The sequence below is a fragment of the Komagataeibacter xylinus genome (assembly GCF_009834365.1).
Taxonomy (GTDB): Bacteria; Pseudomonadota; Alphaproteobacteria; order Acetobacterales; family Acetobacteraceae; genus Komagataeibacter; species Komagataeibacter xylinus_D.
Genome location: NZ_CP041348.1, coordinates 120304 through 141311, shown reverse-complemented (window position 1 = coordinate 141311; position 21008 = coordinate 120304). Strand labels below are relative to the sequence as shown.

Genomic DNA, 21008 nt, shown 5'->3' with positions numbered 1-21008 from the left:
TCAGAAACCGGCCCGGAAGGTCACCACAGCGGAGAAACGTCCCAGCGTATTGTAGGTAGGTGCCGTGCCCTGGATCTTGCCGATGGTTGTATTGGTCAGGCTGACACTGTTGATGGCGGAGTAGGCATGGGTATCGATCATGTTGTTGACCCACAGCATGACTTCCGGGCTTTTGAGAAAGCTCAGCCCGCGCCCGACCAGGCTGTTGCGCGGCAGGCGCGCGCCCACTGTGGCATTCATGGTGTAAAGCGAGGGCAGTGCTTCCTGGTTCATGAAGGTTGAATACTGTTTTGAGAAGTAATTCAGGCCATAATTCCAGAAGAAGATGCCGTTATCCCAGTCTATGCCCAGCGAGGCCGCCCATGTGGGCGTGTTGACCGCCATCTTGCCCTTGGTGGGCAGACCCTGGATATTGTTATCGATGGTTGAGTGCAGATACTGCATGGACGCATAGGGGCGGAAATGGTGGATGGGGCGCATGCCGATTTCCGCGTCAAACCCGTTGGTTGTCTGGTTGCCCGCATCAATGACCTGCCCGATGGCCTCGTTACCGAGGAACATGGAGGTGGAAACCTGATGATGCGACAGGTTGTAATGGAAATACGTAAAGGACCCGATGATGTATTTACCGGTGTAGCGCATGCCTACTTCCTCGGTAATATTGTATTCATCATGGATATGGGTCTGGCCCTGATTGGCGATCTGCCCGGTATTGGGGTTGATGGTGGTGATCATGGCACTGTCAGGCGGGGCCTTGGCGCCGGTCGAGACGCCACCAAAGATCTGCACGTATTTGTTTAGCTGAAAATGCCCGCCAAGCGTGGGTAGGGGCATGACCTCGTTGGCGCTGACCTTGCGCTGCAGGCCGGGAATGTTGTCGGTGCCGTCACGATGGATCATGGTCACGCGCATGCCGCCATCAAGCACCAGCCGCCCGTTGAGCAGCGTGACCGTATCGCCTGCATAAATGCCGTTGACGGTGGAAATGTCGCTGTAGTTCTGCGAATAGAAAACCTGCCCGTTGCTCAGCCGCAGCGAGTTGCGCGCCCGCCCCCAGGAGGTTGCCGGGTCGCCTGCGCTGCTGACGCCGGTGTAGCCGACAAGGTTGGTGGAATTGTCGTAATCGAACCAGTAACCCAGATAGATATGATGATTGCCGACCTTGTAGCTCAGCTTGGCGTTCACGCCGCCGCGCATTTCGTTCAGGCTGCTGTACTGCTCGGCCACGCCGTAGGACTGACCGGCCTGCTGGCCGGGAATGACAATGGATTGCGGGCTGCTGCCATAGCCATTGTAAACCTGATCGTTGAGTTCAAAGCCGGAGCCGTAAACCTTCTGGTTGGCCGCCACATAGGGGGTGACATCCAGCCCGATCCGCCCGAAGTTGAAGTGCGAGGGGGCCGCGATGTTGAAGGTCTTGGAATGAAGCCAGTTCAGCTTCCAGTAATCGGTGCCGCCAGCCGCGTTGTTGCGGTCGTAGGAACCGGCCAGTTCGTTCTTCAGCCCCTTCTGCTGCCAGCTGGCCATGGTCATGTCCCAGTAGGGCTCGTTACCGATAATGCCGCGTGTAAACCCACCGACGAGTGACACGCGGTTGCCATCCCCCCATTCCTTGAGGATCTTGAAGTCGATATGCTTGAAGTCTTCCTGGCCGGGGCCGTGGTAGAACGTGTCATGCTGGTTGGAGAACGAGATGTAGGAGCGGATGCCAGTCTTGCCCCATTCGCCCGTGTCCACGCGCAGGAACTGGCGGGTATAGTCGCGGTTGCCCACGCCGACATCGCCCAGCCCGCCGAATTTCTTTGAGGGATCGCGGGTCTTGAACTCGAACATGCCGCCCGAACCGTTGATGGCGGGCGTATCGAGATTGGATGAGCCGGGCTGCACGGAAACGCTGCCGATATTTTCGCTATCCGTAACCCATGCCACGTCAAGATTGTAGCCACCGATGCTGCTCAGCGGCATGCCTTCCCACACATTGGCAATCTGGTCCTGTGTCAGGCCACGCATGCTCAGGGCGGATTTTTCGTGGCCTGCAGGGTCGGTATTGGCGACCACGATGCCCGGCAGCAGCTTGACGGCGTTATAGGCGTTCTGCGCAGGCGACTGCTTCATGATGTAATCGGGGGTGACAGTGCTGCGTGCCTTGGGCGCGGTCTGTTTCTGGATCAGGCCGCCACCGGGCGCGCGCCCGGTCACGCCATCGGCTGAATGGACAACACTCGCCCCCACCTGGATCTGCTCGGGTCCGCCCGTAGCCTTTACACCCTGCGGCTGCACGGTTGCGGGGTGGGCATTGTTGGCGTGCTTGTCATGGGTCGTTACCGTGCGGGCCAGGGCCGCCCCGCGTGGCGCACCGAGCACCAGCGCGGTTGTCAGCACCAGAAAAAACCGGTGACCGGGCGCCTGAACGGAAAAACGGAGCAGCGGCACGGTCTGCCTGGAGGAGTGCGATCCGTTCGGGCTTTTTCCGTCAAGGTACATTGCCGGTGTCCTTATTCTTTATCCCGCCCGGCAGGCCGGGATCACGGTATGGAATGATACTTGAGAGGAATGTCTCTCATTACGGTTGCAGGATAATATCGGTTTAAAATACGTGTCAACGCATATTGTTTACAAAAATGGATTTCAATCCTGGCAGGCGCGTACAGTCGCGCCAGATGCCAGATAACGGTGTAGTTCGGGAGACAGGCCCACCGTTTCCATGCTCTTCCACGCGTGCTGCTGCGGCGCGGGGCGCGACAGCAGGCTGGACACTTCCTGCAGGCTTTCGTGCAGGGAGCACATGACCGGGGCGGTTACGTCTGGCGCAATCCGCGCGGCAAAGCCTGCCAGCCCCGCACCGCCCAGCACCACGCGGGCGGCACCATCTTCCTGCACCGCTTCATTGCAGGCACGCGCAATCTGCCGGCAGGCTTCAGCCCCGCCCTGTGCCAGAACATTGCCCGCTGCGGGCAGGATGCGGATGGATGCCAGCCGTGCGCTCAGTCCCATGGCCTGCACCAGAGTCACGAGCATAGGCTTCCATTCCGGGCCGCCGGTCACAATCGAGAAGCGCCCCGGCAGCCGCGCCGCCCGGATAAGGGAAGCCTGCGCCATGCCCGCGACCGGCACCGGGCAGAGGCTCGCCAGAGCCTCGCGCCCCGGGTCGCCAAAACAGGCCACCAGCACCGCGTCAAACGGTCCGCGCGCGCAGGCCAGCGCATCGAGCACCGCATGGCCCGCAATCGTGACGGAAACGCGGTTGGTCAGGTAGCGCGCCCCGAACCGGGCCGTGATCGCCTCAATCGCGACCGCGCCGGCAAACTGGGCCTCGGCATAGGCCACCATGCGTTGCGTCATATCCGTATCGGTATTGGGATTGATGAGCAGCAGGCGCGACACGGGCAGGCATCCAATCATGATTAAGGCGGGCCATATCAGTGGCCTCTGTCAGTCAGTATGATTTGGAAACGTGTTTCGTCAACCATTATTGTTTACAATATCAAGACTCTTGACGGACGCGCCAGACTGCCTCAACAGAAATGCGTTTCAGCAAAAGGGGAGGGGAGGCACGGGCCATGGGATCATCTGCCAAGGAAGAAGCGCGCATTGCTGATGCCTTGTGCAAGGCGGTCCTCGAGCGCAAGCTGGCACCTGGCAGCAAGCTGCCGGAGGAAGAGCTTGCCCAGATCTTTCGCTCCAACCGGGCCAAGATCCGCCGTGTGCTGCTGCTGCTGTCGCGCTCGCACATCGTCACGCTGGAACCGGGGCGCGGGGCTTTTGTCAGCCGCCCCTCCCCGCAGGAAGCCCGTGACGTGCTGGCCAGCCGCCGCCTGATCGAGGTCAGCCTGCTCGCGCATCCCTACCGCAAGCTATCCGCGCAGGGGGCTGAGCGCCTGCGCCGCATCATGATGCAGGAAGCACAGGCGCATGCGGCGCATGACGCGATTGCCATGATCTATCTTTCCGGCCAGTTTCACCTGACGTTGATCGAGGAACTCGGTAACAAGGTGCTGAAAAGCATTACCGGCGAGCTTATCCTGCGCATGTCGCTCATCATTACCATGTATGAGCGACAGAACACGACGTGCTGCCTGTCTTCCGATCATCATGATCTGCTCGAACTGCTTCTGGCGCATGATTATGTCGAAGCCTCCGCCCTCATGGCGCGGCATCTGGAAGGGATTGAAAGCTGCCTTGATTTCCATCGCGAGCCCGCCACCACGACCATACTGAGTCAGATCCTCCAGCCCCTGAAGGACTGAGCGCTGTAACCGTAAAACGGGTTGTGGCAAGAAGCCGATACACCCTTCCTGAGCGCATGCAGGGGCCAGATCAGGTGGGTGCGTGCGTGTTCATGATCTGCTGCGCCGCGGCCATGGCCGTATGCAACTGCGCATGAATGTTCTCCGCCCCGATAACCGGCGTGAGGCGATGGCGGTCCATATCGGCGCGGAGATAGGGCGTGACCCGCCCGAATATGATCCTGACCCCCTGTTGCCTGAGGCTGGTAAACAGGTCGCGCAGGTCACTCGCGGCTGAAAAGTCGATATCGGTGATTGCGCTGGCATCCACCACGATGCACTCAGGCCGTGCACGCGCAGGGGCCACGAGGGAGCGGATGTCGCTGACAAAACGCATCGAGTTGGCATAGAACAGATCCGCGCAGAACCGGTACAGCACGATGCCAGGCGCGGTCTGCACCCCTGCCGAGACGGGTTGCGGCTCCAGCAGGCCGGAATGCATGTCGTAACACAGCAGCATGGTATGGGGCTCGTAGCTGTGCCGCACATGGCGGAACAGCGAGAGCGCTATGGCCAGGAATATGCCCTGTTCCACGCCGATGCTGACAACGGCAGCCGCCGTGGCAAGTGCCAGCCCGCATTCGCCCGGGCTTTCGCGGTAGATGGCCAGCATCGCGCGTGTGTTGATCATGCCGAGGGCGACCGTAAAGACAATCGAGGCCAGAACGCAGCGCGGCAGGTACTGGAGCGGGCCGGTCAGGAACAGCAGCACGATCATGGTAATGGCGGCAAAGGTCAGTTGCGCCAGTTGCGTGCGCGCACCTGCCTGCACGGCCATGGCGGTCTGGGTCGGGCTGCCATTGACACTGAAGGTGCCACTCAGCCCGGCAACGGCATTGGCTGCGGCAAGGCCGAGAATGTCGGCATTGTCATTGACCGGATCATGAAAGCGCTGTGCAAAGGCGCGGGATGTGGCGGCACTCTGCGCAATGATGACAAATACGCACGATGTGGTGACCGGTAGCAGGGCCAGCATTTCATTCCATGAAACATCAGGCAGGCGCAGGCGTGGCAGGCCGCTTTCAATCGGGCCGATGATGGCGATGCCATGCCCCGCCAGATCGAACATCATGCTCGCCATGATCGACCCCACGACCGTGACCAGTGGCAGCGGCAGGCGCGGGGCCAGCCGCTCGCCCACCATGATGACCGCCACAATGCCTGCCGACAGCAGAAGCGTCGGCCCGTTGAGCCGGGGCAGACGCGTTATGGTCTGGACCAGTTGCAGCACGGTGTTATGGGCAGTGATGTCTATGCCCAGCATGTCGCGTGTCATGGCAAGAGCCACCTGCACGCCCACACCGGCCATGAACCCCACCAGCACGGTGCGGGAGAGGAAATCGGCCAGAAAGCCAAGGCGGAACAGTCGCGCGACCAGCAGGAACCCCGCGCTGAGCAGGGCCACCGTGCTGACCAGCGCCATGTAATGCGTGCTGCCCGGCACGGCCATGCGCCCGAGTGCGCTGGAGAAAATTGCAGCCGTGGCTGAATCCGCCGCCACCACCAGATGGCGCGAGGCCCCGAACCCTGCAAAGGCAACCAGCGGCAGCAGCACCGTGTACAGGCCGGTCACCGCGGGCATCTGTGCAATGCGGGTATAGCCCAGCACCTGCGGAATGTTCATCGATGCCAGCGACAGCCCGGCAACAATATCACGCAGCCGCCCCCGCAGGGTCCTGTCCGCTCCCGTCATCTCAGCGCCCCGTGGCGTGGGGGGCGTTTTTCATGTTCATTGTATCTGTTTTCACCCTGCATTCCGGCCCGTATCTATCGTGAATGCGGTGCCGTATCCAGCCATGGTGGGTGCGAATGCGGCGGCTACAGTTCCGCCCACTGGCGCAGCAGGTTGTGGTAGGTGGCCGTCAGGCCCAGCACGGCGGGGTGGCTGTCAGGCAGGGTGCGGCGGGTTTCGATGATCGACTGGTCGAACTGGTAGAGCAGGGTGCGCTGCACGTCATTGCGCACCATGGACTGTGACCAGAAAAACGATGCCCAGCGGCTGCCGCGCGTAACGGGGCTGACGCTGTGCAGGCTGGTGGCGGGGTAGAGCACCATGTCACCTGCGGGGAAGCGCACCTTCTGCGTGCCATAGGTGTCCTGTATCATCAGTTCGCCACCGTCATATTCATCAAGTTCGCTGAGGAACAGCGTGGAGGACACATCGGTGCGCAGCCGGTGGCCGGTGCCGGGCAAGGGGCGGATGGCGTTGTCGATATGGGTGTGAAAGCACATGCCCGCATCATACCGGTTGAACAGGGGCGGAAACACGCGCAGCGGCAGGGCTGCGCTGTTGAAGGTGGCATTGCACCCCAGCCGTTGCAGCACCAGGTCGGCCAGGTCACGGCCTTCCGTGCTGTCATGCGGGATCTGGAGGTTGAACTTGGCCTTGGCGGACTGCTCGCCCGCCGTTACCCGTCCGTCCACCCATTGCGAGCGGCCCAGCACCGCGCGGCAATGGGCCACATCATGGCGGCTCAGCACGCCGGGAATATGAATCAGCATGAGGAATTTCCTGTTGGCCGGATCATCGCGCTCAATGCCTGTGATCGTTATGGTGCGGCAGCAGGCGCAGCAGGAGGTCGTTTGATTTCTTGCCGCAATCCGTTGCGATCTGTTCCAGCGTCTCGTCGGTGGAATTGACCGTGCAGTTCTCATGGCCCAGGCGTTCGGCCAGTGCATCAGGGGCTGCGTGCAGCACGGGGGCCAGCGCGTTCAGCGGCGCATGGGTCAGCAGCGGAAAAAGCTGGCGCGCCGGGTTGCCGCCCGCATGCCCCGTGGTGAGCACGAAGCCAATGGCCGCAAGCAGCGACAGGCCGCACGCCAACAGCATGGAGGGCGTGCGGAAATAAAGCAGGAACTGCGCCCAGTTGCGCCATATATGCAGCACGAAAGGCAGCAGCAGCACCATGCTCAGCCAGACATGCATGGAGTGGAACATGCCCGGCATCCAGTGAAAGAACAGGGCCGTGCCGGAAATGGCAGAAACCAGGAACAGGCCGGTAATCAGCGGGGTGGCGTATTTCTTTATTATCAGTTTCATGTGTCATGCGATCGTGTTGGGGTTAAAAGCCTGTCGGGCTGACATGCGGCCCGCATCCGTCCTGCCGCTTCACGCGCCAGAGGCCGCAGCCGGGGGGCAGGCTGTGTGGCCAGAAGCGTGGCGATGACTGCAAAGACATCCCCAAAGCCATGTTCCAGTGCTTTGTGCAGCCAGGGGATGGCCTGCGCCGTCTGGCCTGCTGCCAGATACAGGCGTGCAAGATTGACGCAGCCCCAGCAGTCGCCTTCTGTGGCGGCAGCATGAAAGAACACGGGTGCGCTTTCGGGCCGTGCAGCCGGCACCATGCGCTGTTCCGCCATGATGCCCAGCATGTTCAGCGCTTTGGCAACCCCTGCCCGGGCAGCGGCCACATACAGGACATGGGCGCGGCCCGGATCGGCCCGCACGCCCTGGCCCGCCAGATACAGGTCGGCCAGGTTGAACAGCGCCCAGCCATATCCGCTATCGGCTGCATGGGTGTAATATAGTGCCGCGGTGACCGGGTTACGCGCGGTGCCCCAGCCGCGCTCATGGGCGCGGCCGAGCATGTTCACCGCACGCGGGTCGCCACTGCGTGCGGCCGCCTCGAACATGGTGAAGGCTTCATCCATATGGCCCTGATCAAGATGGATCTGCCCCAGCATGAGCTGTGTCTCCACCACGCCGGGTTGCGGCGTGGGGAGGGGGTGGCCGTCGGAGGTGCGCTGTCCGTTTTTATTCATTTCAGCACGGTATTGTTCTGGTTGAGGCAGTATATGTCATGTATTTCGGAATGTAGAAGTATCAAAATGATACGCCAATGCTGCCAAGGAAGTAACGCCCCGGCGAAGGCACTGCCCGCGAACCGGAGAACGAGGAGGCATAGTTGAGCCGGTTGGTGATGTTGTTGGCGTTGAATGACACGTGATAATGCCTGTAATCCCACGAAACCATGCCATTGAGGTTGAACGTATAGGGCATGCGTGCGGTATTGGTCGTGTCCGGTCCGGCCCAGTAGCCCGATGAATACTGTGCGCCACCGCCAATCTTGAGGTCACCCCACTGCGGGCGCAGCAGCAGGTGCGAGAGGTCGTACGAACTCCACACCGACATGTTGTTGTGCGGCACCTGCGGCGCGGTCTTGCCGTTATCGCCGGTGTTGCTGTTGGTTACGCGTCCATCCATGTAGGAATAGGAGGCGAAGACCTGCCAGTCGCGTGTGATCTTGCCGTTTGCACTCAGTTCCACACCACGGATGCGGCGGCCACTGCCGGAATCGGCAAAGCCGGTTTCCATATCGCCATTCACGTCATAATAGCGCGAATTGTTCTCGCTGATCTGGAAGAACGCGACCGTGGTGCCCAGCCGCTTGTGAAAGAAGTCGGACTTGTTGCCAAACTCGAGCAGGTCGCTGCGCTGGGGTGAGAGGTTAACGCCTTTCTGCGCCACGTCGCCCGCCTGCGGCTTGACCGTAACCAGCGAGGAGACATCCGTGCCCACAGGCTTGTACGAGCGCGCGAAGGTGAAATAGAACGATGTATCCTTCAGCGGGGAATACATGATGCTGCCTGATGGGCTCCAGCGGTCGGATTTCTGCTCGGCGCGGCCATTGCTTGCGGTTGACTGCTTGTAATACGTGCTGCTGAACGAATCCCACCGCGCCGTGCCGAACAGCGAAAGCTGCCGGGTCAGCTGAATGCGGTCGGCCACGAACAGCCCGAGGTCACGCGCATTGGCATTGCCGTAGCCTGTGGCGGGAAAGCTGAGCGACGTGCCCGGATAGGCATATTGCGGGTTGCGGATGGTCTGGTTGTTGGTGCGGTTGGTAAAGCTGCCTGGCCAGCGCGAATCACTGGCGTAGTTGATGTCCACTCCCGCCTTGAGGTCATGATGTACAAAGCCGGTATTGAAGCGCGCACGTCCCATGATGACATTCTGCACCCCCCAGCCCTGCTGCCGGTAGGCCGCACCACCGCCCGCGCCATAGGGCAGGGCGTAATTGCCACCTGACAGGATGGCGGCAGCGCACGCCCCCGAGCAGGCAGCCGGGGTCGTGGCGGTATAATCGCGCTGGTACAAGCTCAGCCGCGTGTCATTGGTGAGGGTGAACCAGCGCGTGATGTCTGATTTGAGCGCAGAGGTGAGGGTATGGATGTTGGAGCGGTCAAAGTCGAAATTGCGAGTGTAGCTGGTATTGCGGGCCACGCCATAATCGGTGATGGGGCGATAGATGCTACCCACCTGGAGGGTTCGAAAAACCCCTTGGCTCTGAATTGGTGGCTGTGATTCCATACCTTGTGTGATGATTGGGGGGATGGCTCATGAAGCAGCCGGGTTTCTTTGATGTTGACGAGCGGCTTGCCCGGTTAAGCGGGCTTGGCGATCAGTTGGAGGCATTTTCCCGGACTGTGGATTTTGAGGCGTTCCGCCCTGATCTGGAGAAGGCTCTGGCCTATTCAGACAGGAGCAAAGGCGGCCGTCCCCCGTTCGATCCGGTGCTGATGTTCAAGATCCTGGTCATCCAGACGCTGAACAATCTCTCCGACGAGCGAACGGAATATCTGATCAACGACCGCCTGTCCTTCATGCGTTTCCTCGGTCTGGGACTGTCGGACCGGGTGCCCGATGCCAAAACGGTCTGGCTGTTTCGCGAGCGTCTGACCGAGGCAGGCGCCATCCAGAAGCTGTTCGAGCGCTTTGACGCCACCCTGCGTAACGCTGGGTATCTGCCGATGTCCGGCCAGATCCTGGATGCCACGCTGGTGGCAGCGCCAAAGCAGCGCAATACCAAAGGGGAGAAAGCGGATCTCCGGGCGGGACGTATTCCAGAAGACTGGCAGGACAAGCCCGCAAAGATGTCGCACAAGGATCGTCATGCACGATGGACACTTAAGTTCACGAAGGCGAAGCGGCAGGACGATGGAACCATACCGTCGAGCGATCTCGCCATCCCGTTCTTTGGCTACAAATCCCACATCTCCATCGACCGGAAGTTTCGGTTCATCCGAAAATGGAAGACGACGGATGCCGCCGCCAGTGATGGTGCGCGATTGAGAGAGGGGCTGTTAGATAAAACCAATACGGCCTCAAGCGTTTGGGCTGATACAGCTTATCGCTCGAAAGCGAATGAGGACTTCATGGACAAAGAGGGTTTTGTCTCAAAGGTTCACAGAAAAAAGCCGCATCTCAAGCCTATGCCCCGACATATCCAGAAATCGAATGCTGGAAAGTCCGTGATCCGATCACGCGTCGAGCACGTCTTTGCCGACCAGAAATCACAGACGGGATTGTTCATCCGAACTGTCGGTATCACCCGGGCCACCATGAGGATCGGGCTGGCCAATATCGTCTACAACATGCGCCGCTTCCTCTTCCTCGAAAGGTTGAACGCGAGCGCGTAGTCATCCAGCGGGAGGGCAGTCCCCGATCTGCTCAAAACGCAGATCAAAAGCTACCCCAAAAACCGTAAATCAAATCGCCAAAACCCTGAAATCACGAGCCAGGCGCATCAACCAACGGTTCTTCGATCCCTCCACCTTGATCATGCTTACGCCGTAATCAGGCTTGCTGTTACTGTTCAGCCACTGCCATGTCAGGTGCCATGATGTCCTGCTGCGCAGGCCCACGCCAAAATCAACCGCGGCGCCATAGCGGTTAGAGGTTACGTTGTCGCGGTCAACCACATCCTGTTTGTTGAACATGCCATTGATGCGAATGGCCATGTCCTCATTGATCTGGTAGTTGATGTCGCCCACGCCACGAAACAGCGGCCCGCTGCCAAAAGTCTGGTCATAGCTGTAGCTGTTGCCCGCATGGGCGTGCTTCTGGCTCTGGTTGATGACACCGCCCACATTGCCCGCGCCGAAATACTCGCCCGATGGGCCTTTGATGACCTCGACGCTCTCGGTATTGAACGTATCGCGCGTATAGGTACCAAAGTCACGCAGGCCATCGGTATAGATGTCCTGACGTGCCTGCAGCCCGCGAATGCGGAACTGGTCGCCATTCAGCCCGCCCGCGCCCTCGCCGGTGGAAAGGGTAATGCCTGGCACGTTGGCGAGCGCCTGGTCGAGTGTGAAGGCGCGCTGCTGTTTGATCAGTTCCTGCGGCACGACGGTAATGGTCTGCGGCGTGTCGCGCACGCTGGTGGGCATGCGGGCGATATGCAGGGTCTCGCTGTTGGTGTTGCCCGCTTCAATGCCGGCATCTTCCGTGTTGACCTGCCCGCCCACGCGCACGGCAGAAAGTTTGATGGTGCTGTCGGCGGTATCAGTCGGTTCGGGCGGAGCTTCGGCATGGGCTTCATCCGCGCCGGCGCCAAGGCCGACTGACATGCCCAGGGCCACGGCCACACGAAGCCCATGCCCTTGTGGCCTGATGGGGGACAGTTCTGGCTTACTCAATTCACCACTCCTGTTGCACCCTGAAAGGGATGCGTTGTTTGATTATGATGATGGGAACAGGGTGTTGATAATCAATCGCAACACGTAACGCAAATGATTCTCATTATTATAACAAAGAACAGAGTGTAGTGTTGCTCCATGGCAACATGGACGAATCAAGAATAAACGCAAAAAGTCGATGAAATAATATGTAATTATGTAACAAATAAGATGTTAGTAGCGTAAAGAGAATTGTTTTATCAAGGAACTGTGGCAATCGGGCTGTGATGCAGCGGGCATGGGCGCTATGGCCTCCACATTTTGATATTGATTATCACTTGCATAAAATGCTGGAATTTGCCATTCGCTGGTGCGCCAGCCCGATGCGGGCCTCCGCGCATCGTGCCGTTGTGTCAGGCACCACTACTGTGGCTGGCCATGAAACGCGCATGCCGTTACCAGATGCTGGCCCTGATGTGACACCCGAGGCTGAACGGGATGCATCCTTGCAGGAGGTAGAAGGCGAACCTGCGCGTGGTGATATGGCCTGCCTTATGGTTGAGCCCATTTTGTCGGATGGTGGCCTGATCATACCACCGTCGGTTTTCTGGCCGGATTGCAGGCATTATGTCGCTAATACGGGGTAATGCTTGCCTGTGATGAGGTGAAGGTTGGTTTGTGCCGTCCTGGTACGATGCATGCCTTAGAAGCCGAGCACATCGTGCCGAATATCGTTACTTTCGGTAAAGCGTCTTGTGCGGACCGTATTCCTTCGGTGCGTCGCGCCAGCGCAAGCCGTTTCGGTTGACAAATATGATCCCGCTCAGCACGCGGCGGTCATCCACGCGAGGCTTCCCGTGGCTTTTCTGGAAAATACGGTTCAAGACGCGCCCTCTGTTCGTCCGTCAGCTAGTACAGGTCACTCATCTCCAGTCTCCTCGTAGAGCCTGAATAAGATTTCCTTCATCAAATCAATGGGTCCTGAGCCTGGGGAGCGTGAACCTGTTGCGTATAAGTAATATGTCAGCCAATATGGAAAGGCTGTAAAAACATGGATGTGGCATGAATATTCGATATGTTGACAGTCATTTCCGCCTGTCCGGGCAGGTCAGGGTTGCTCCTGTCGTACCTGTTGGAGGGGGGGCGGAAAACCCGCCCCATACTCCAGAATATTCTTCCTGAGGCGCATATTAAATGAATCAACTGGCATCAGACAGACACGATACCTTCAGATACGACCCCGTTCTGTATAATGCCGACCTGGCTCCCGTGCCTGCCGCACGCAGGGACTGGAACTGGTTCAACATGGCGACCGTATGGATGGGCATGGTGCATAATGTCGTGGCTTACGAAGCCGCGGCAGGGCTTATGGCGATCGGGTTTTCGGCATTACAGTGCCTTTACATCATTGGCACGGCCTATCTCGCCCTATGCGTAGCCATGTGGTTCAATGCCCGCTCGGGCACGCGTTATGGTATTCCCTTCTGTGTCATCATCCGTTCTTCCTTCGGGCCACGGGGAGCCATGATCCCGATTGGTCTGCGGGCCATATGCGCCATTTTCTGGTTTTCCGTACAGGCCTATGCGGCATCACAGGCCCTGAATGCCATCCTCTCCACCCTGTGGCCGGGCTGGGCCCATCTTGACCATGCCATTGCGGGGCAATCCATACAGATGTGGCTGGCAATGGCCATGATGTGGGTCTTGCATGGCATCATCGGTGCCCATGGCGTTCACCGCATCCGCAATTTTGAATTATATGCCGGTCCCCTCGTTCTGGTTGTGGCCGGGGTGGCATCGGGGTGGGCCATATATGTCTGCCATGGTGTCGGTCCACTGTTTGACCAGCCATCACAACTGCATGGCACGGCATTGTGGCTCAAATTCTGGGCGGCGGTGACAAGCATTATCGGGATATGGGCGTCTTATGCCGTCAACATTCCCGATCTTTCGCGCTTCGTCCGTTCACAGCGCGATCAGGTGATCGGTCAGGCGATTGGCCTGCCGCTGACAGCCATCCTGTTTACGCCCATGAGCATTTTCATTACATCGGCCACGGTTGTGCAGTTTGGATACCCGATATGGAATCCGGTTGATATCCTGATCAAAATCAACAATACCGCGCTGACGCTCGTGGGGGGGGCCACAATCATTATCGCGGCACTTTCCGTCAACGTAGCGGGTAATATCATGCCTGCGGCCTATGATCTGCTGAGTATCTTCCCGCGTCAGTTTGATTTCAACCGTGGCAGCAAAATGGTCCTGTTCCTCGGGATCGGCGCCGTGCCCTGGCTATGGTTCGATCACCCGGAAAACATTTATATGGTTCTGAATATCATAGCGAGCACGCTTGCGCCCATTACCGGCATCATGCTGGCCGATTATTATTTTATCCGGCACCAGAAACTGCAACTGAACTGGCTGTATGTTTTTTCCGGCCCTTATTATGGCCGCAGCGGGTGGCGTATGTCGGCACTTGCCTCCATGTTGATTACCCTGTTTTTTCTTTATGGTGCCCAGATTTTTCATATGTCCGCGTTGATCAATTCCATGTCCTGGTTTGTAGGGGTGGCGCTGTCTGGCCTGATATATGTACTGTTTAATTACAGAACCAGAAATGCCTGATACAGGGTGGACCATATTGCTACCAAATTTACATAAGTAATGAAGTGCTGCTGATAAATATCCCTGCACGTTCAGCGCCAGGCCACTGCGTTACGGCTCATGGCGCACAAAAGCAGGAGTGGCGGCCAGGAGGCCGCTCCATCCTCTCGTATCGGGTGGTGCTGATCTGCTATTCATCATGTATATCTGTGGCCGCGAAACTGAAACATCCCGGCAGGAACCGCCCTGTTTGTGAGCGGGCACACAAAACCCGCATGGCGGGAAGGAGGATAAACTGGCTTGCTGCGCTATCTGTCAGGCACCGTTCCAGTGCGATCCGCATGGCGATTGCTGGTGCATGAAGCAACCGCCGGTGCACCCCGTGCCCACGCAGGCCGAGGCCGCATGCCTGTGCCCGTCCTGCCTGGAAAAACGTGCGGGCGCTCTGCCTCAGCCCCTTCCGTGCCCTGATCCTGACTGACTGAAGGTGAAAGGTCGGTCATGTTTTACGGCCCGTCTTGTGCATGACCGGGATACCGCGCAGGGTGCGATGCGTTTGACGTGTTGCAAACACACATAAGGGGAGAGGTCTCCATGGCCCGAGGGTCCTATCCGCGTCTGTCATCAAGCGAGATTACGCCGCGCGGGGTCTGGCTGTCGCGGCGCAGGCTGCTGGCGGGGGCAACGCTGGGCATGGCGGTCGGCACGGGGCCCCGCGCCCTGGCCGCAGCGCTGCACACCCGGCCTGGCCCCTTTCAGGCCGCGGAAAAACCAACCCCGCTGGAAGATGTCACCCATTATAACAATTTCTATGAGTTCGGGCTGGACAAGACAGATCCTTCCACCCGTTCCGGCCGGTTTCAGGCGCGGCCGTGGACCGTGTCGGTCGAAGGGCTGGTCGCCCATCCGCGCGTGTGGGACATTGATGCGCTGATCGCCGCCATGCCGATCGAGGAGCGGCTTTACCGCATGCGCTGTGTCGAGGCATGGTCGATGGTCATCCCGTGGGATGGCTTTCCCCTTGCCAGCCTGCTCGCTTTGGCCGAGCCTTTGGGCAGCGCGCGCTACGTGGCGTTTGAATCGGTCGTGCGCCCGGCCGAGATGCCGGGCCAGACGGGTGGGCTCGACAGCCTGGCCTGGCCGTATGTGGAAGGGCTGCGGCTTGATGAAGCCATGAACCCGCTCACCCTGCTGGCCGTGGGCCTGTATGGCGAGACCCTGCCCAACCAGAACGGCGCGCCGCTCAGGCTGGTCGTGCCGTGGAAGTATGGCTTCAAGGGCATCAAGTCCATTACCCGCATCCGGCTGGTGGAAAAGATGCCGCCCACGACATGGAACCAGATGAACTCCGCCGAGTATGGCTTCTTCGCCAACGTCAACCCCGATGTGGATCACCCGCGCTGGAGCCAGGCCTCGGAGCGGGTGATCGGCGCGGGCGGATTTTTTGGCGGCGGGCGCAAGAAAACCCTCATGTTCAATGGCTATGGTGAGCAGGTGGCCCATCTGTATGGCAACATGAACCTGCGCAGCTTTTACTGAGCATGCCGCGCCTGACCGGGGCGGGGCGCACCCGCACGTTGCTGCCGTGGCGTGGCGAGACAATGGTGCTGATGGCGGTGGGGCTGCTGCCTGCAGCGCTCTATTTCTGGTATGGCGCGCAGGACAGGCTGGGGCCGGACCCGGTCAATGTGTTCGAGCGGTGGCTGGGGTTGTGGGCGGTGCGTTTCCTGCTTGCGGCATTGCTGGTCACGCCGCTGCGAGTCGTGAGCGGCATAAGCCTGCTGCGCTACCGGCGCATGCTGGGGTTGCTGGCCTTCTGGTACGCGCTGATGCATGTGAGTGTTTATGTGGCGCTCGACCAGCAGGGCAATCTGGCCGTGCTATGGCATGACATCACGCGCAGGCCCTTTCTCATGCTGGGGTTTGCGGCCTTCATGCTGCTGCTGCCCCTCGCACTTACGTCAAATAACTGGTCCATCCGCAGGCTGGGGCGGCGGTGGGGCAGGCTGCACCGGCTGGTTTATGGTGTGGCGGTGTTGGTTGCGCTGCATTTCCTGCTGGCGTTCAAGACCTATAACGCCACCAGCGTCAGCTACGCGGCGGCGTTGGTGACCATGGTATTGTGGCGGGGTGTGTCATTGCTGCGTGCCCGTATGGGGCGGGTAAGGTAATGCTTTCTGTTCCGGGATAATGTCGATGCCGTTGTGGGCGGCTGGCACCAGTCCTGGCCGGAGGATGATTTCTACATGCCGCTGGAAATGCGGCGTGCGGTGCTGACCCTGCGCGAGGCCGAACCGTGGTATGAACTGTGGCAGGCCACGGTAGCCCGAATTCCAGCGTGCGTGAACGGATAAGCTGAAGGCCGGTCAGGGCCGCATGGCCGCCTGCGTGCCGTCAAGGGCACGCAGCTTGCGGTGCAGGGTCGAGCGGCTGATGCCCAGCATCCTTGCCGCCACCGCCACCTTGCCCCCCGCGCTGGCAAGGGCCGTGCGGATGGCCATGGCCTGAGCATCGCGCAGGGGCGAGCGGGGGCCGGTCTCCTCCATCAGGCACAGGCTGACATCGCCCGCAGGCGGCAGGCCCAACTGTATGCGCGCGGCATGGGTTGCACCCACTACATGCCGCTCACGGTTGAGCGCCATCATGGGCACGGACGCCGATGCCCCCTGTGCCGCGCCAAGCAGCATGATGGTATGGCCACGATACAGATCCATGAAAAAAGCCTGCTCGATCTGGCGTGCGGCCTGCAGAAGGCTGGATGCGATGAGCGTGCCAAGGCTGCCATCGGGCGAGGGGCGGTAGGAGCTGGCATTGAGCGCGCCCGCCATGCGCCCCGTCGCGTCATAGACTGGTGTTGCAATGCCGGTCAGCCCGTGCAGGAAACTGCGCCAGTGTTCATTGCGGTGCACGCTTATGCTGCGCTGTTCGGCAAGGCAGGTGCCAATGCCGTTGGTGCCTGCATGGCGCTCGTGCCACACGGCGCCGGGCCACAGGTTCCACCGGCGGCAGCCGCGTTGTAGCGTGCCCGCCACATTATGCGCCAGCACCACGCCTGCGGTATCGGCCAGCAGGGCGGTGTAGCCCACGGGTTCAAGCGCGTGGTGCAGCCGCTCCATTTCCGGCCCTGCAAAATACAGCATGCGGCCCGCATGCTGGCAGGCATGGCGCAGTTCCGTGCCGGACAGCACATCGGGCAGCGCGGGCGTGCTGGGGTCGAGCGCATAGTCGTGCTGGCAGCGCCGCCATGAGGCCTCGAGCCCCGTCCCGATTACGGACGGAGCAGACCGTGCAGGGAAGGCAGGCGGAAAACCGGAACCGTGCGGCATGCTGTCTCTTTGCAGGGTTTGGAGGGGTTGCGGCTAAACACGCGGCCACATGGCGCAGTTTCGCGACACTTCGTACCACCGCCGTCACATGGGCGTGAAGCACCGGGGCCGCATGCTTGCGCAGGCCACGGGCTTGCGTGTGTGCTGCCCACAGCCCGGTTGCGTGCCCTGTGGCATGCGTGACGGGACCAGGGAAGAAACAGGGATAAAGACCCATGCAAATAGCGCGTGAAACGCTGCTGCGCTCGTATCGGGCAATGCGCACCATCCGGATGTTTGAAGAGCGTCTGCATGTCGAATTTGCAACCGGCGAGATACCAGGCTTCGTGCATCTGTATTGCGGCGAGGAAGCCTCCGCCGTGGGCGTGTGCGCCAACCTGACCGATAACGATACCATCGCCAGCACCCATCGCGGCCACGGACACTGCATTGCCAAAGGCGTGGAAGTGGCGGGCATGATGGCCGAGATCTATGGCCGCAGCACCGGCGTGTGCCGGGGCAAGGGCGGCTCGATGCATATTGCCGATCTCGCCTGCGGCATGCTGGGCGCCAATGGCATCGTAGGCGGCGGGCCGCCGCTGATCTGCGGGGCGGCACTCTCGCACAAGACCCTGCGTGATGGCGGCGTGGCGGTGGCGTTCTATGGCGATGGCGCCTCGAATGAAGGTACCACGCTCGAGAGCCTGAACCTTGCCTCCGTCTGGCAGCTTCCTGCCGTGTTCGTGGTGGAAGACAACGGCTATGGCGAGGCCACGGCCGCTTCCTTTGCCTGTGCGGGCACCCAGAAGGCGCGGGCTGCGGGTTTTGGCATGCCGTATATTGAATGCGATGGCTCGGATTACTTCGCGGTGCACGAGGCGGCGGGCGAGGCCATTGCCCATGCGCGCGCGGGCAAGGGGCCGGTCATGCTGCATGTGCACCTGCAGCGCTGGTATGGCCATTTTGAAGGTGACGCCATGACCTATCGTGCCCCCAATGAAGTGGCCGAGGCCAAGCGTGACCATGACTGCCTGAAACTGTTCCGCGAGCGCGTGACGCAGGCGGGCCTGTTCGAGGACAGCGTGCTTGATGAAGTCGATGCCGCCGTAACCGACGAGATCGAGGCCGCCGTGATGCAGGCCAAGGATGACCCGCTGCCCCAGTCGGCCGACCTGCTGGCCGATGTGTATGTGCGTTACTGACCCTACCCCACGGCACGAAGGAGATAACCCATGAGCAAGAAAAGCTTCCGGCAGGCGATCAATGAGGCCCTGCGCCAGGAAATGCGCCGTGACCCCACCGTTATCCTGATGGGCGAGGACGTGGCGGGCGGCCGTGGCGGCTCGGCTGGCACAGCCGATGCCTGGGGCGGCGTGCTGGGTGTGACCAAGGGACTGTATGAGGAGTTTGGCGAGACCCGTGTGCTCGATACCCCCATTACCGAGGCCTCCTATATTGGCGCCGCCGCAGGGGCGGCTGTGACCGGCCTGCGCCCGGTGGCGGAACTGATGTTCGTCGATTTCGTAGGTTGTTGCCTTGATCAGATCATGAACCAGGCGGCCAAGTTCCGCTACATGTTTGGCGGCAAGGCGCGCACGCCGCTGGTCATCCGGGCCATGTACGGCGCGGGCTTCAATGCCGCAGCCCAGCACAGCCAGGCGCTGTATCCGCTGTTCACCCATATTCCGGGGCTGAAGGTGGTCATTCCGTCCTCCCCCTACGAGGCCAAGGGCCTGCTCATTTCAGCCATACGCGATGATGATCCGGTCATCTTCCTTGAAAACAAGGTGATGTATGATGTTGAGGAAGACGTGCCCGATGAGCCCTACGCCATCCCCCTTGGCGAGGCCAACCTGACGCGTGAAGGCGATGACGTGACCATCGTGGCCTTTGGTCGCATGGTCGGCATGGCTAACGAGGCGGCCGACAGGCTGGCGAAAAAAGGCATAAGCTGCACGGTCATCGACCCGCGCACCACATCACCGCTGGATAGCGAAACCATACTGGAATGCGTGGCTGATACCGGCAGGCTGGTCATTGTTGATGAATCGAGCCCGCGCTGCAACATGGCCACCGATATCGCGGCCCTGGTGGCGGAGGAGGCATTTGATGCCCTGCGTGCGCCCATCCGCCGCGTGGTGCCACCGCACACGCCGGTGCCCTTCGCCACGGTGCTGGAAACGCTGTACATGCCCAGCGTTGAAAAGATCGAGGCCGCCGTCACTGCCACCATGAACCACCGCGTAACGGAGAAAGTGTGACATGACCCCCGACATCACCCCCATCACCATGCCCAAATTCGGCCTTGCCATGACGGAGGGCAAGATTGCGGGCTGGCTGGTCGAGCCCGGCACCGAGGTCACGACGGGCGAGGAACTCGTTGATATCGAGACCAGCAAGATCACCAATACCTTCGAAAGCCCGGTGGCTGGCCTGCTGCGCCGGCATGTGGCGGCCAATGGCGAGATGCTGCCCGTGGGCGCGCTGATCGGCATCGTGGCGGATGCGGCAGTGGCGGATGCGGATATCGAGGCGTTCATTACCCGCTTCCAGGCCGATTTTGCCGCCTCCTCCGATACGCCTGACGGGGCAGAGGCGGCTGATGAGCCGGTGATGATACAGGTGGGCAATCACAGCCTGCGCGTGCATGATCGCGGCGCGGGCGACGGCACGCCGCTTGTGCTCATTCACGGTTTTGGTGGCGACCTCAAGAACTGGATGCTCAACCACGCGGCCCTGGCACACGGGCGGCGCGTCATTGCGTTCGACCTGCCGGGGCATGGTGGTTCATCAAAGGATGTGGGGCCGGGCACGCTGGCATTCTTTGCCGATGTCACGGCGCAACTGCTGGCGCATCTCGACCTGCCGCGCGTGCATGTCATGGGCCATTCGCTGGGCGGCGGCATTGCGCTGACACTGGCACGGACCCAGCCCGCGAAGGTGGCGTCGCTGACCCTTATCGCGCCCGCCGGGCTGGGGCCGCAGATCAACATGGATTTCATTACCGGCTTCATCGAGGCCGACCGCGTGCGCAGCGTGCAGGACGTGCTGAAATACCTCGTGCATGACAAGGCGCTGATCGGGCGGCGCATGGCCGATGACGTGCTGCGCTACAAGCGGCTGGACGGGGCGGAAGCCGCATTGCGCAAGGTGGCGGAAGCGTGTTTTCCGGGCGGAAAGCAGGGCGATGACCTGCGCCCCGTAATTGCGGGTGCCGACATGCCCGTGACCCTGATCTGGGGGCAGGCGGATGAAATCCTGCCAGTAGCGCAGGCCGATGGCCTGCCGGGAAGCGTGACCCGCCATATCCTGCCGGCCATCGGGCACATGCCGCAGCTTGAAATTGCGAGTGCCGTCAATAATGTTGTGGAAGCCTTCATCGGGCATGAGGTTGCGACTGCGTAAAGTCCGT

16 protein-coding genes and 3 pseudogenes are annotated in these 21008 nt (G+C 60.5%); 9 read left to right on the top strand and 10 right to left on the bottom strand.

The genetic code is table 11. The annotated features are described in order from the left end of the window. Both FMA36_RS00760 and FMA36_RS00755 read right to left on the bottom strand, forming a co-directional pair. Complete coding sequence (locus tag FMA36_RS00760) at positions 1 to 2484, bottom strand: TonB-dependent receptor (RefSeq protein WP_159260184.1); 2484 nt, start codon at positions 2482 to 2484, stop codon at positions 1 to 3. A 144-nt stretch (positions 2485 to 2628) separates the two neighbouring features. After that, on the bottom strand, positions 2629 to 3402 hold the full coding sequence (locus FMA36_RS00755) for an aspartate/glutamate racemase family protein (protein WP_159260182.1): 774 nt from the start codon (positions 3400 to 3402) through the stop codon (positions 2629 to 2631). 158 nt (positions 3403 to 3560) lie between these two features. Between FMA36_RS00755 and FMA36_RS00750 the strand changes: the two genes are divergently transcribed. Further along, a complete protein-coding gene (locus tag FMA36_RS00750) occupies positions 3561 to 4247 on the top strand; it encodes a GntR family transcriptional regulator (RefSeq protein WP_159260180.1) in 687 nt (228 codons plus the stop codon). Between the two features lie 70 nt (positions 4248 to 4317). Here FMA36_RS00750 and FMA36_RS00745 read toward each other — a convergent pair whose 3' ends face one another. The 5 genes and pseudogenes from FMA36_RS00745 to FMA36_RS00725 form a co-directional block, all read right to left on the bottom strand. Next, positions 4318 to 5979 carry a SulP family inorganic anion transporter gene (locus tag FMA36_RS00745; RefSeq protein ID WP_159260178.1) on the bottom strand — a complete coding sequence of 554 codons (1662 nt, stop codon included), beginning with the start codon at positions 5977 to 5979 and terminating at the stop codon, positions 4318 to 4320. A 125-nt stretch (positions 5980 to 6104) separates the two neighbouring features. Further along, the gene (locus FMA36_RS00740) at positions 6105 to 6788 is read right to left on the bottom strand and encodes a Fe2+-dependent dioxygenase (RefSeq protein ID WP_159260176.1); all 684 of its coding nucleotides are present in this window, start codon (positions 6786 to 6788) and stop codon (positions 6105 to 6107) included. A gap of 31 nt (positions 6789 to 6819) precedes the next feature. Further along, positions 6820 to 7326 carry a hypothetical protein gene (locus FMA36_RS00735; protein WP_159260174.1) on the bottom strand — a complete coding sequence of 169 codons (507 nt, stop codon included), beginning with the start codon at positions 7324 to 7326 and terminating at the stop codon, positions 6820 to 6822. Continuing rightward, on the bottom strand, positions 7323 to 8048 hold the full coding sequence (locus FMA36_RS00730; protein ID WP_159260173.1) for a tetratricopeptide repeat protein: 726 nt from the start codon (positions 8046 to 8048) through the stop codon (positions 7323 to 7325). Before FMA36_RS00730 ends, FMA36_RS00735 begins: the two co-directional genes overlap by 4 nt. Before the next feature lie 61 nt (positions 8049 to 8109). Continuing rightward, positions 8110 to 9552 (bottom strand): annotated as a pseudogene (locus FMA36_RS00725) (TonB-dependent receptor); the annotation flags it as partial. 74 nt (positions 9553 to 9626) lie between these two features. Between FMA36_RS00725 and FMA36_RS00720 the strand changes: the two are divergent. Next, a complete protein-coding gene (locus tag FMA36_RS00720; protein ID WP_010516652.1) occupies positions 9627 to 10706 on the top strand; it encodes an IS5 family transposase in 1080 nt (359 codons plus the stop codon). A gap of 126 nt (positions 10707 to 10832) precedes the next feature. Here the strand turns inward: FMA36_RS00720 and FMA36_RS00715 are convergent. Beyond that, positions 10833 to 11708 (bottom strand): annotated as a pseudogene (locus FMA36_RS00715) (TonB-dependent receptor); the annotation flags it as partial. 716 nt (positions 11709 to 12424) lie between these two features. After that, positions 12425 to 12596: pseudogene (locus FMA36_RS00705) on the bottom strand (transposase); the annotation flags it as partial. A 285-nt stretch (positions 12597 to 12881) separates the two neighbouring features. On the opposite strand from FMA36_RS00705, the gene FMA36_RS00700 reads away from it, so the two are divergent. From FMA36_RS00700 to FMA36_RS00685, 4 genes are all read left to right on the top strand, one after another. After that, positions 12882 to 14312: an NCS1 family nucleobase:cation symporter-1 gene (locus FMA36_RS00700; RefSeq protein ID WP_159260171.1), complete on the top strand. Its 1431-nt coding sequence runs from the start codon at positions 12882 to 12884 to the stop codon at positions 14310 to 14312. A 573-nt stretch (positions 14313 to 14885) separates the two neighbouring features. Beyond that, complete coding sequence (msrP, locus tag FMA36_RS00695; protein ID WP_159260169.1) at positions 14886 to 15830, top strand: protein-methionine-sulfoxide reductase catalytic subunit MsrP; 945 nt, start codon at positions 14886 to 14888, stop codon at positions 15828 to 15830. A gap of 2 nt (positions 15831 to 15832) precedes the next feature. Continuing rightward, positions 15833 to 16462, top strand: a complete 630-nt coding sequence (gene msrQ / locus FMA36_RS00690; protein ID WP_159260167.1) for a protein-methionine-sulfoxide reductase heme-binding subunit MsrQ — start codon at positions 15833 to 15835, stop codon at positions 16460 to 16462. A 33-nt stretch (positions 16463 to 16495) separates the two neighbouring features. Further along, a complete protein-coding gene (locus FMA36_RS00685) occupies positions 16496 to 16645 on the top strand; it encodes a hypothetical protein (RefSeq protein WP_159260165.1) in 150 nt (49 codons plus the stop codon). Positions 16646 to 16657: 12 nt separating this feature from the next. Here FMA36_RS00685 and FMA36_RS00680 read toward each other — a convergent pair whose 3' ends face one another. Next, positions 16658 to 17617, bottom strand: coding sequence for a helix-turn-helix domain-containing protein (locus FMA36_RS00680; RefSeq protein WP_159260163.1), 960 nt, complete (start codon positions 17615 to 17617; stop codon positions 16658 to 16660). Between the two features lie 215 nt (positions 17618 to 17832). Between FMA36_RS00680 and FMA36_RS00675 the strand changes: the two genes are divergently transcribed. The 3 genes from FMA36_RS00675 to FMA36_RS00665 are packed head-to-tail and all read left to right on the top strand — an operon-like array spanning position 17833 to position 21001. Continuing rightward, the gene (locus FMA36_RS00675) at positions 17833 to 18798 is read left to right on the top strand and encodes a thiamine pyrophosphate-dependent dehydrogenase E1 component subunit alpha (protein WP_159260162.1); all 966 of its coding nucleotides are present in this window, start codon (positions 17833 to 17835) and stop codon (positions 18796 to 18798) included. A gap of 30 nt (positions 18799 to 18828) precedes the next feature. Then, positions 18829 to 19857: an alpha-ketoacid dehydrogenase subunit beta gene (locus FMA36_RS00670; protein WP_159260160.1), complete on the top strand. Its 1029-nt coding sequence runs from the start codon at positions 18829 to 18831 to the stop codon at positions 19855 to 19857. A gap of 1 nt (position 19858) precedes the next feature. Continuing rightward, positions 19859 to 21001 carry an acetoin dehydrogenase dihydrolipoyllysine-residue acetyltransferase subunit gene (locus FMA36_RS00665; RefSeq protein ID WP_159260158.1) on the top strand — a complete coding sequence of 381 codons (1143 nt, stop codon included), beginning with the start codon at positions 19859 to 19861 and terminating at the stop codon, positions 20999 to 21001. The last annotated feature ends 7 nt before the right edge of the window (positions 21002 to 21008 follow it).

Coding starts and splice junctions, on each gene's coding strand:
- FMA36_RS00760 (WP_159260184.1), bottom strand. CDS start 2,484: ATGTACCTTGACGGAAAAAGCCCGAACGGATCGCACTCCTCCAGGCAG.
- FMA36_RS00755 (WP_159260182.1), bottom strand. CDS start 3,402: ATGATTGGATGCCTGCCCGTGTCGCGCCTGCTGCTCATCAATCCCAAT.
- FMA36_RS00750 (WP_159260180.1), top strand. CDS start 3,561: ATGGGATCATCTGCCAAGGAAGAAGCGCGCATTGCTGATGCCTTGTGC.
- FMA36_RS00745 (WP_159260178.1), bottom strand. CDS start 5,979: ATGACGGGAGCGGACAGGACCCTGCGGGGGCGGCTGCGTGATATTGTT.
- FMA36_RS00740 (WP_159260176.1), bottom strand. CDS start 6,788: ATGCTGATTCATATTCCCGGCGTGCTGAGCCGCCATGATGTGGCCCAT.
- FMA36_RS00735 (WP_159260174.1), bottom strand. CDS start 7,326: ATGAAACTGATAATAAAGAAATACGCCACCCCGCTGATTACCGGCCTG.
- FMA36_RS00730 (WP_159260173.1), bottom strand. CDS start 8,048: ATGAATAAAAACGGACAGCGCACCTCCGACGGCCACCCCCTCCCCACG.
- FMA36_RS00720 (WP_010516652.1), top strand. CDS start 9,627: ATGAAGCAGCCGGGTTTCTTTGATGTTGACGAGCGGCTTGCCCGGTTA.
- FMA36_RS00700 (WP_159260171.1), top strand. CDS start 12,882: ATGAATCAACTGGCATCAGACAGACACGATACCTTCAGATACGACCCC.
- msrP (WP_159260169.1), top strand. CDS start 14,886: ATGGCCCGAGGGTCCTATCCGCGTCTGTCATCAAGCGAGATTACGCCG.
- msrQ (WP_159260167.1), top strand. CDS start 15,833: ATGCCGCGCCTGACCGGGGCGGGGCGCACCCGCACGTTGCTGCCGTGG.
- FMA36_RS00680 (WP_159260163.1), bottom strand. CDS start 17,617: ATGCCGCACGGTTCCGGTTTTCCGCCTGCCTTCCCTGCACGGTCTGCT.
- FMA36_RS00675 (WP_159260162.1), top strand. CDS start 17,833: ATGCAAATAGCGCGTGAAACGCTGCTGCGCTCGTATCGGGCAATGCGC.
- FMA36_RS00670 (WP_159260160.1), top strand. CDS start 18,829: ATGAGCAAGAAAAGCTTCCGGCAGGCGATCAATGAGGCCCTGCGCCAG.
- FMA36_RS00665 (WP_159260158.1), top strand. CDS start 19,859: ATGACCCCCGACATCACCCCCATCACCATGCCCAAATTCGGCCTTGCC.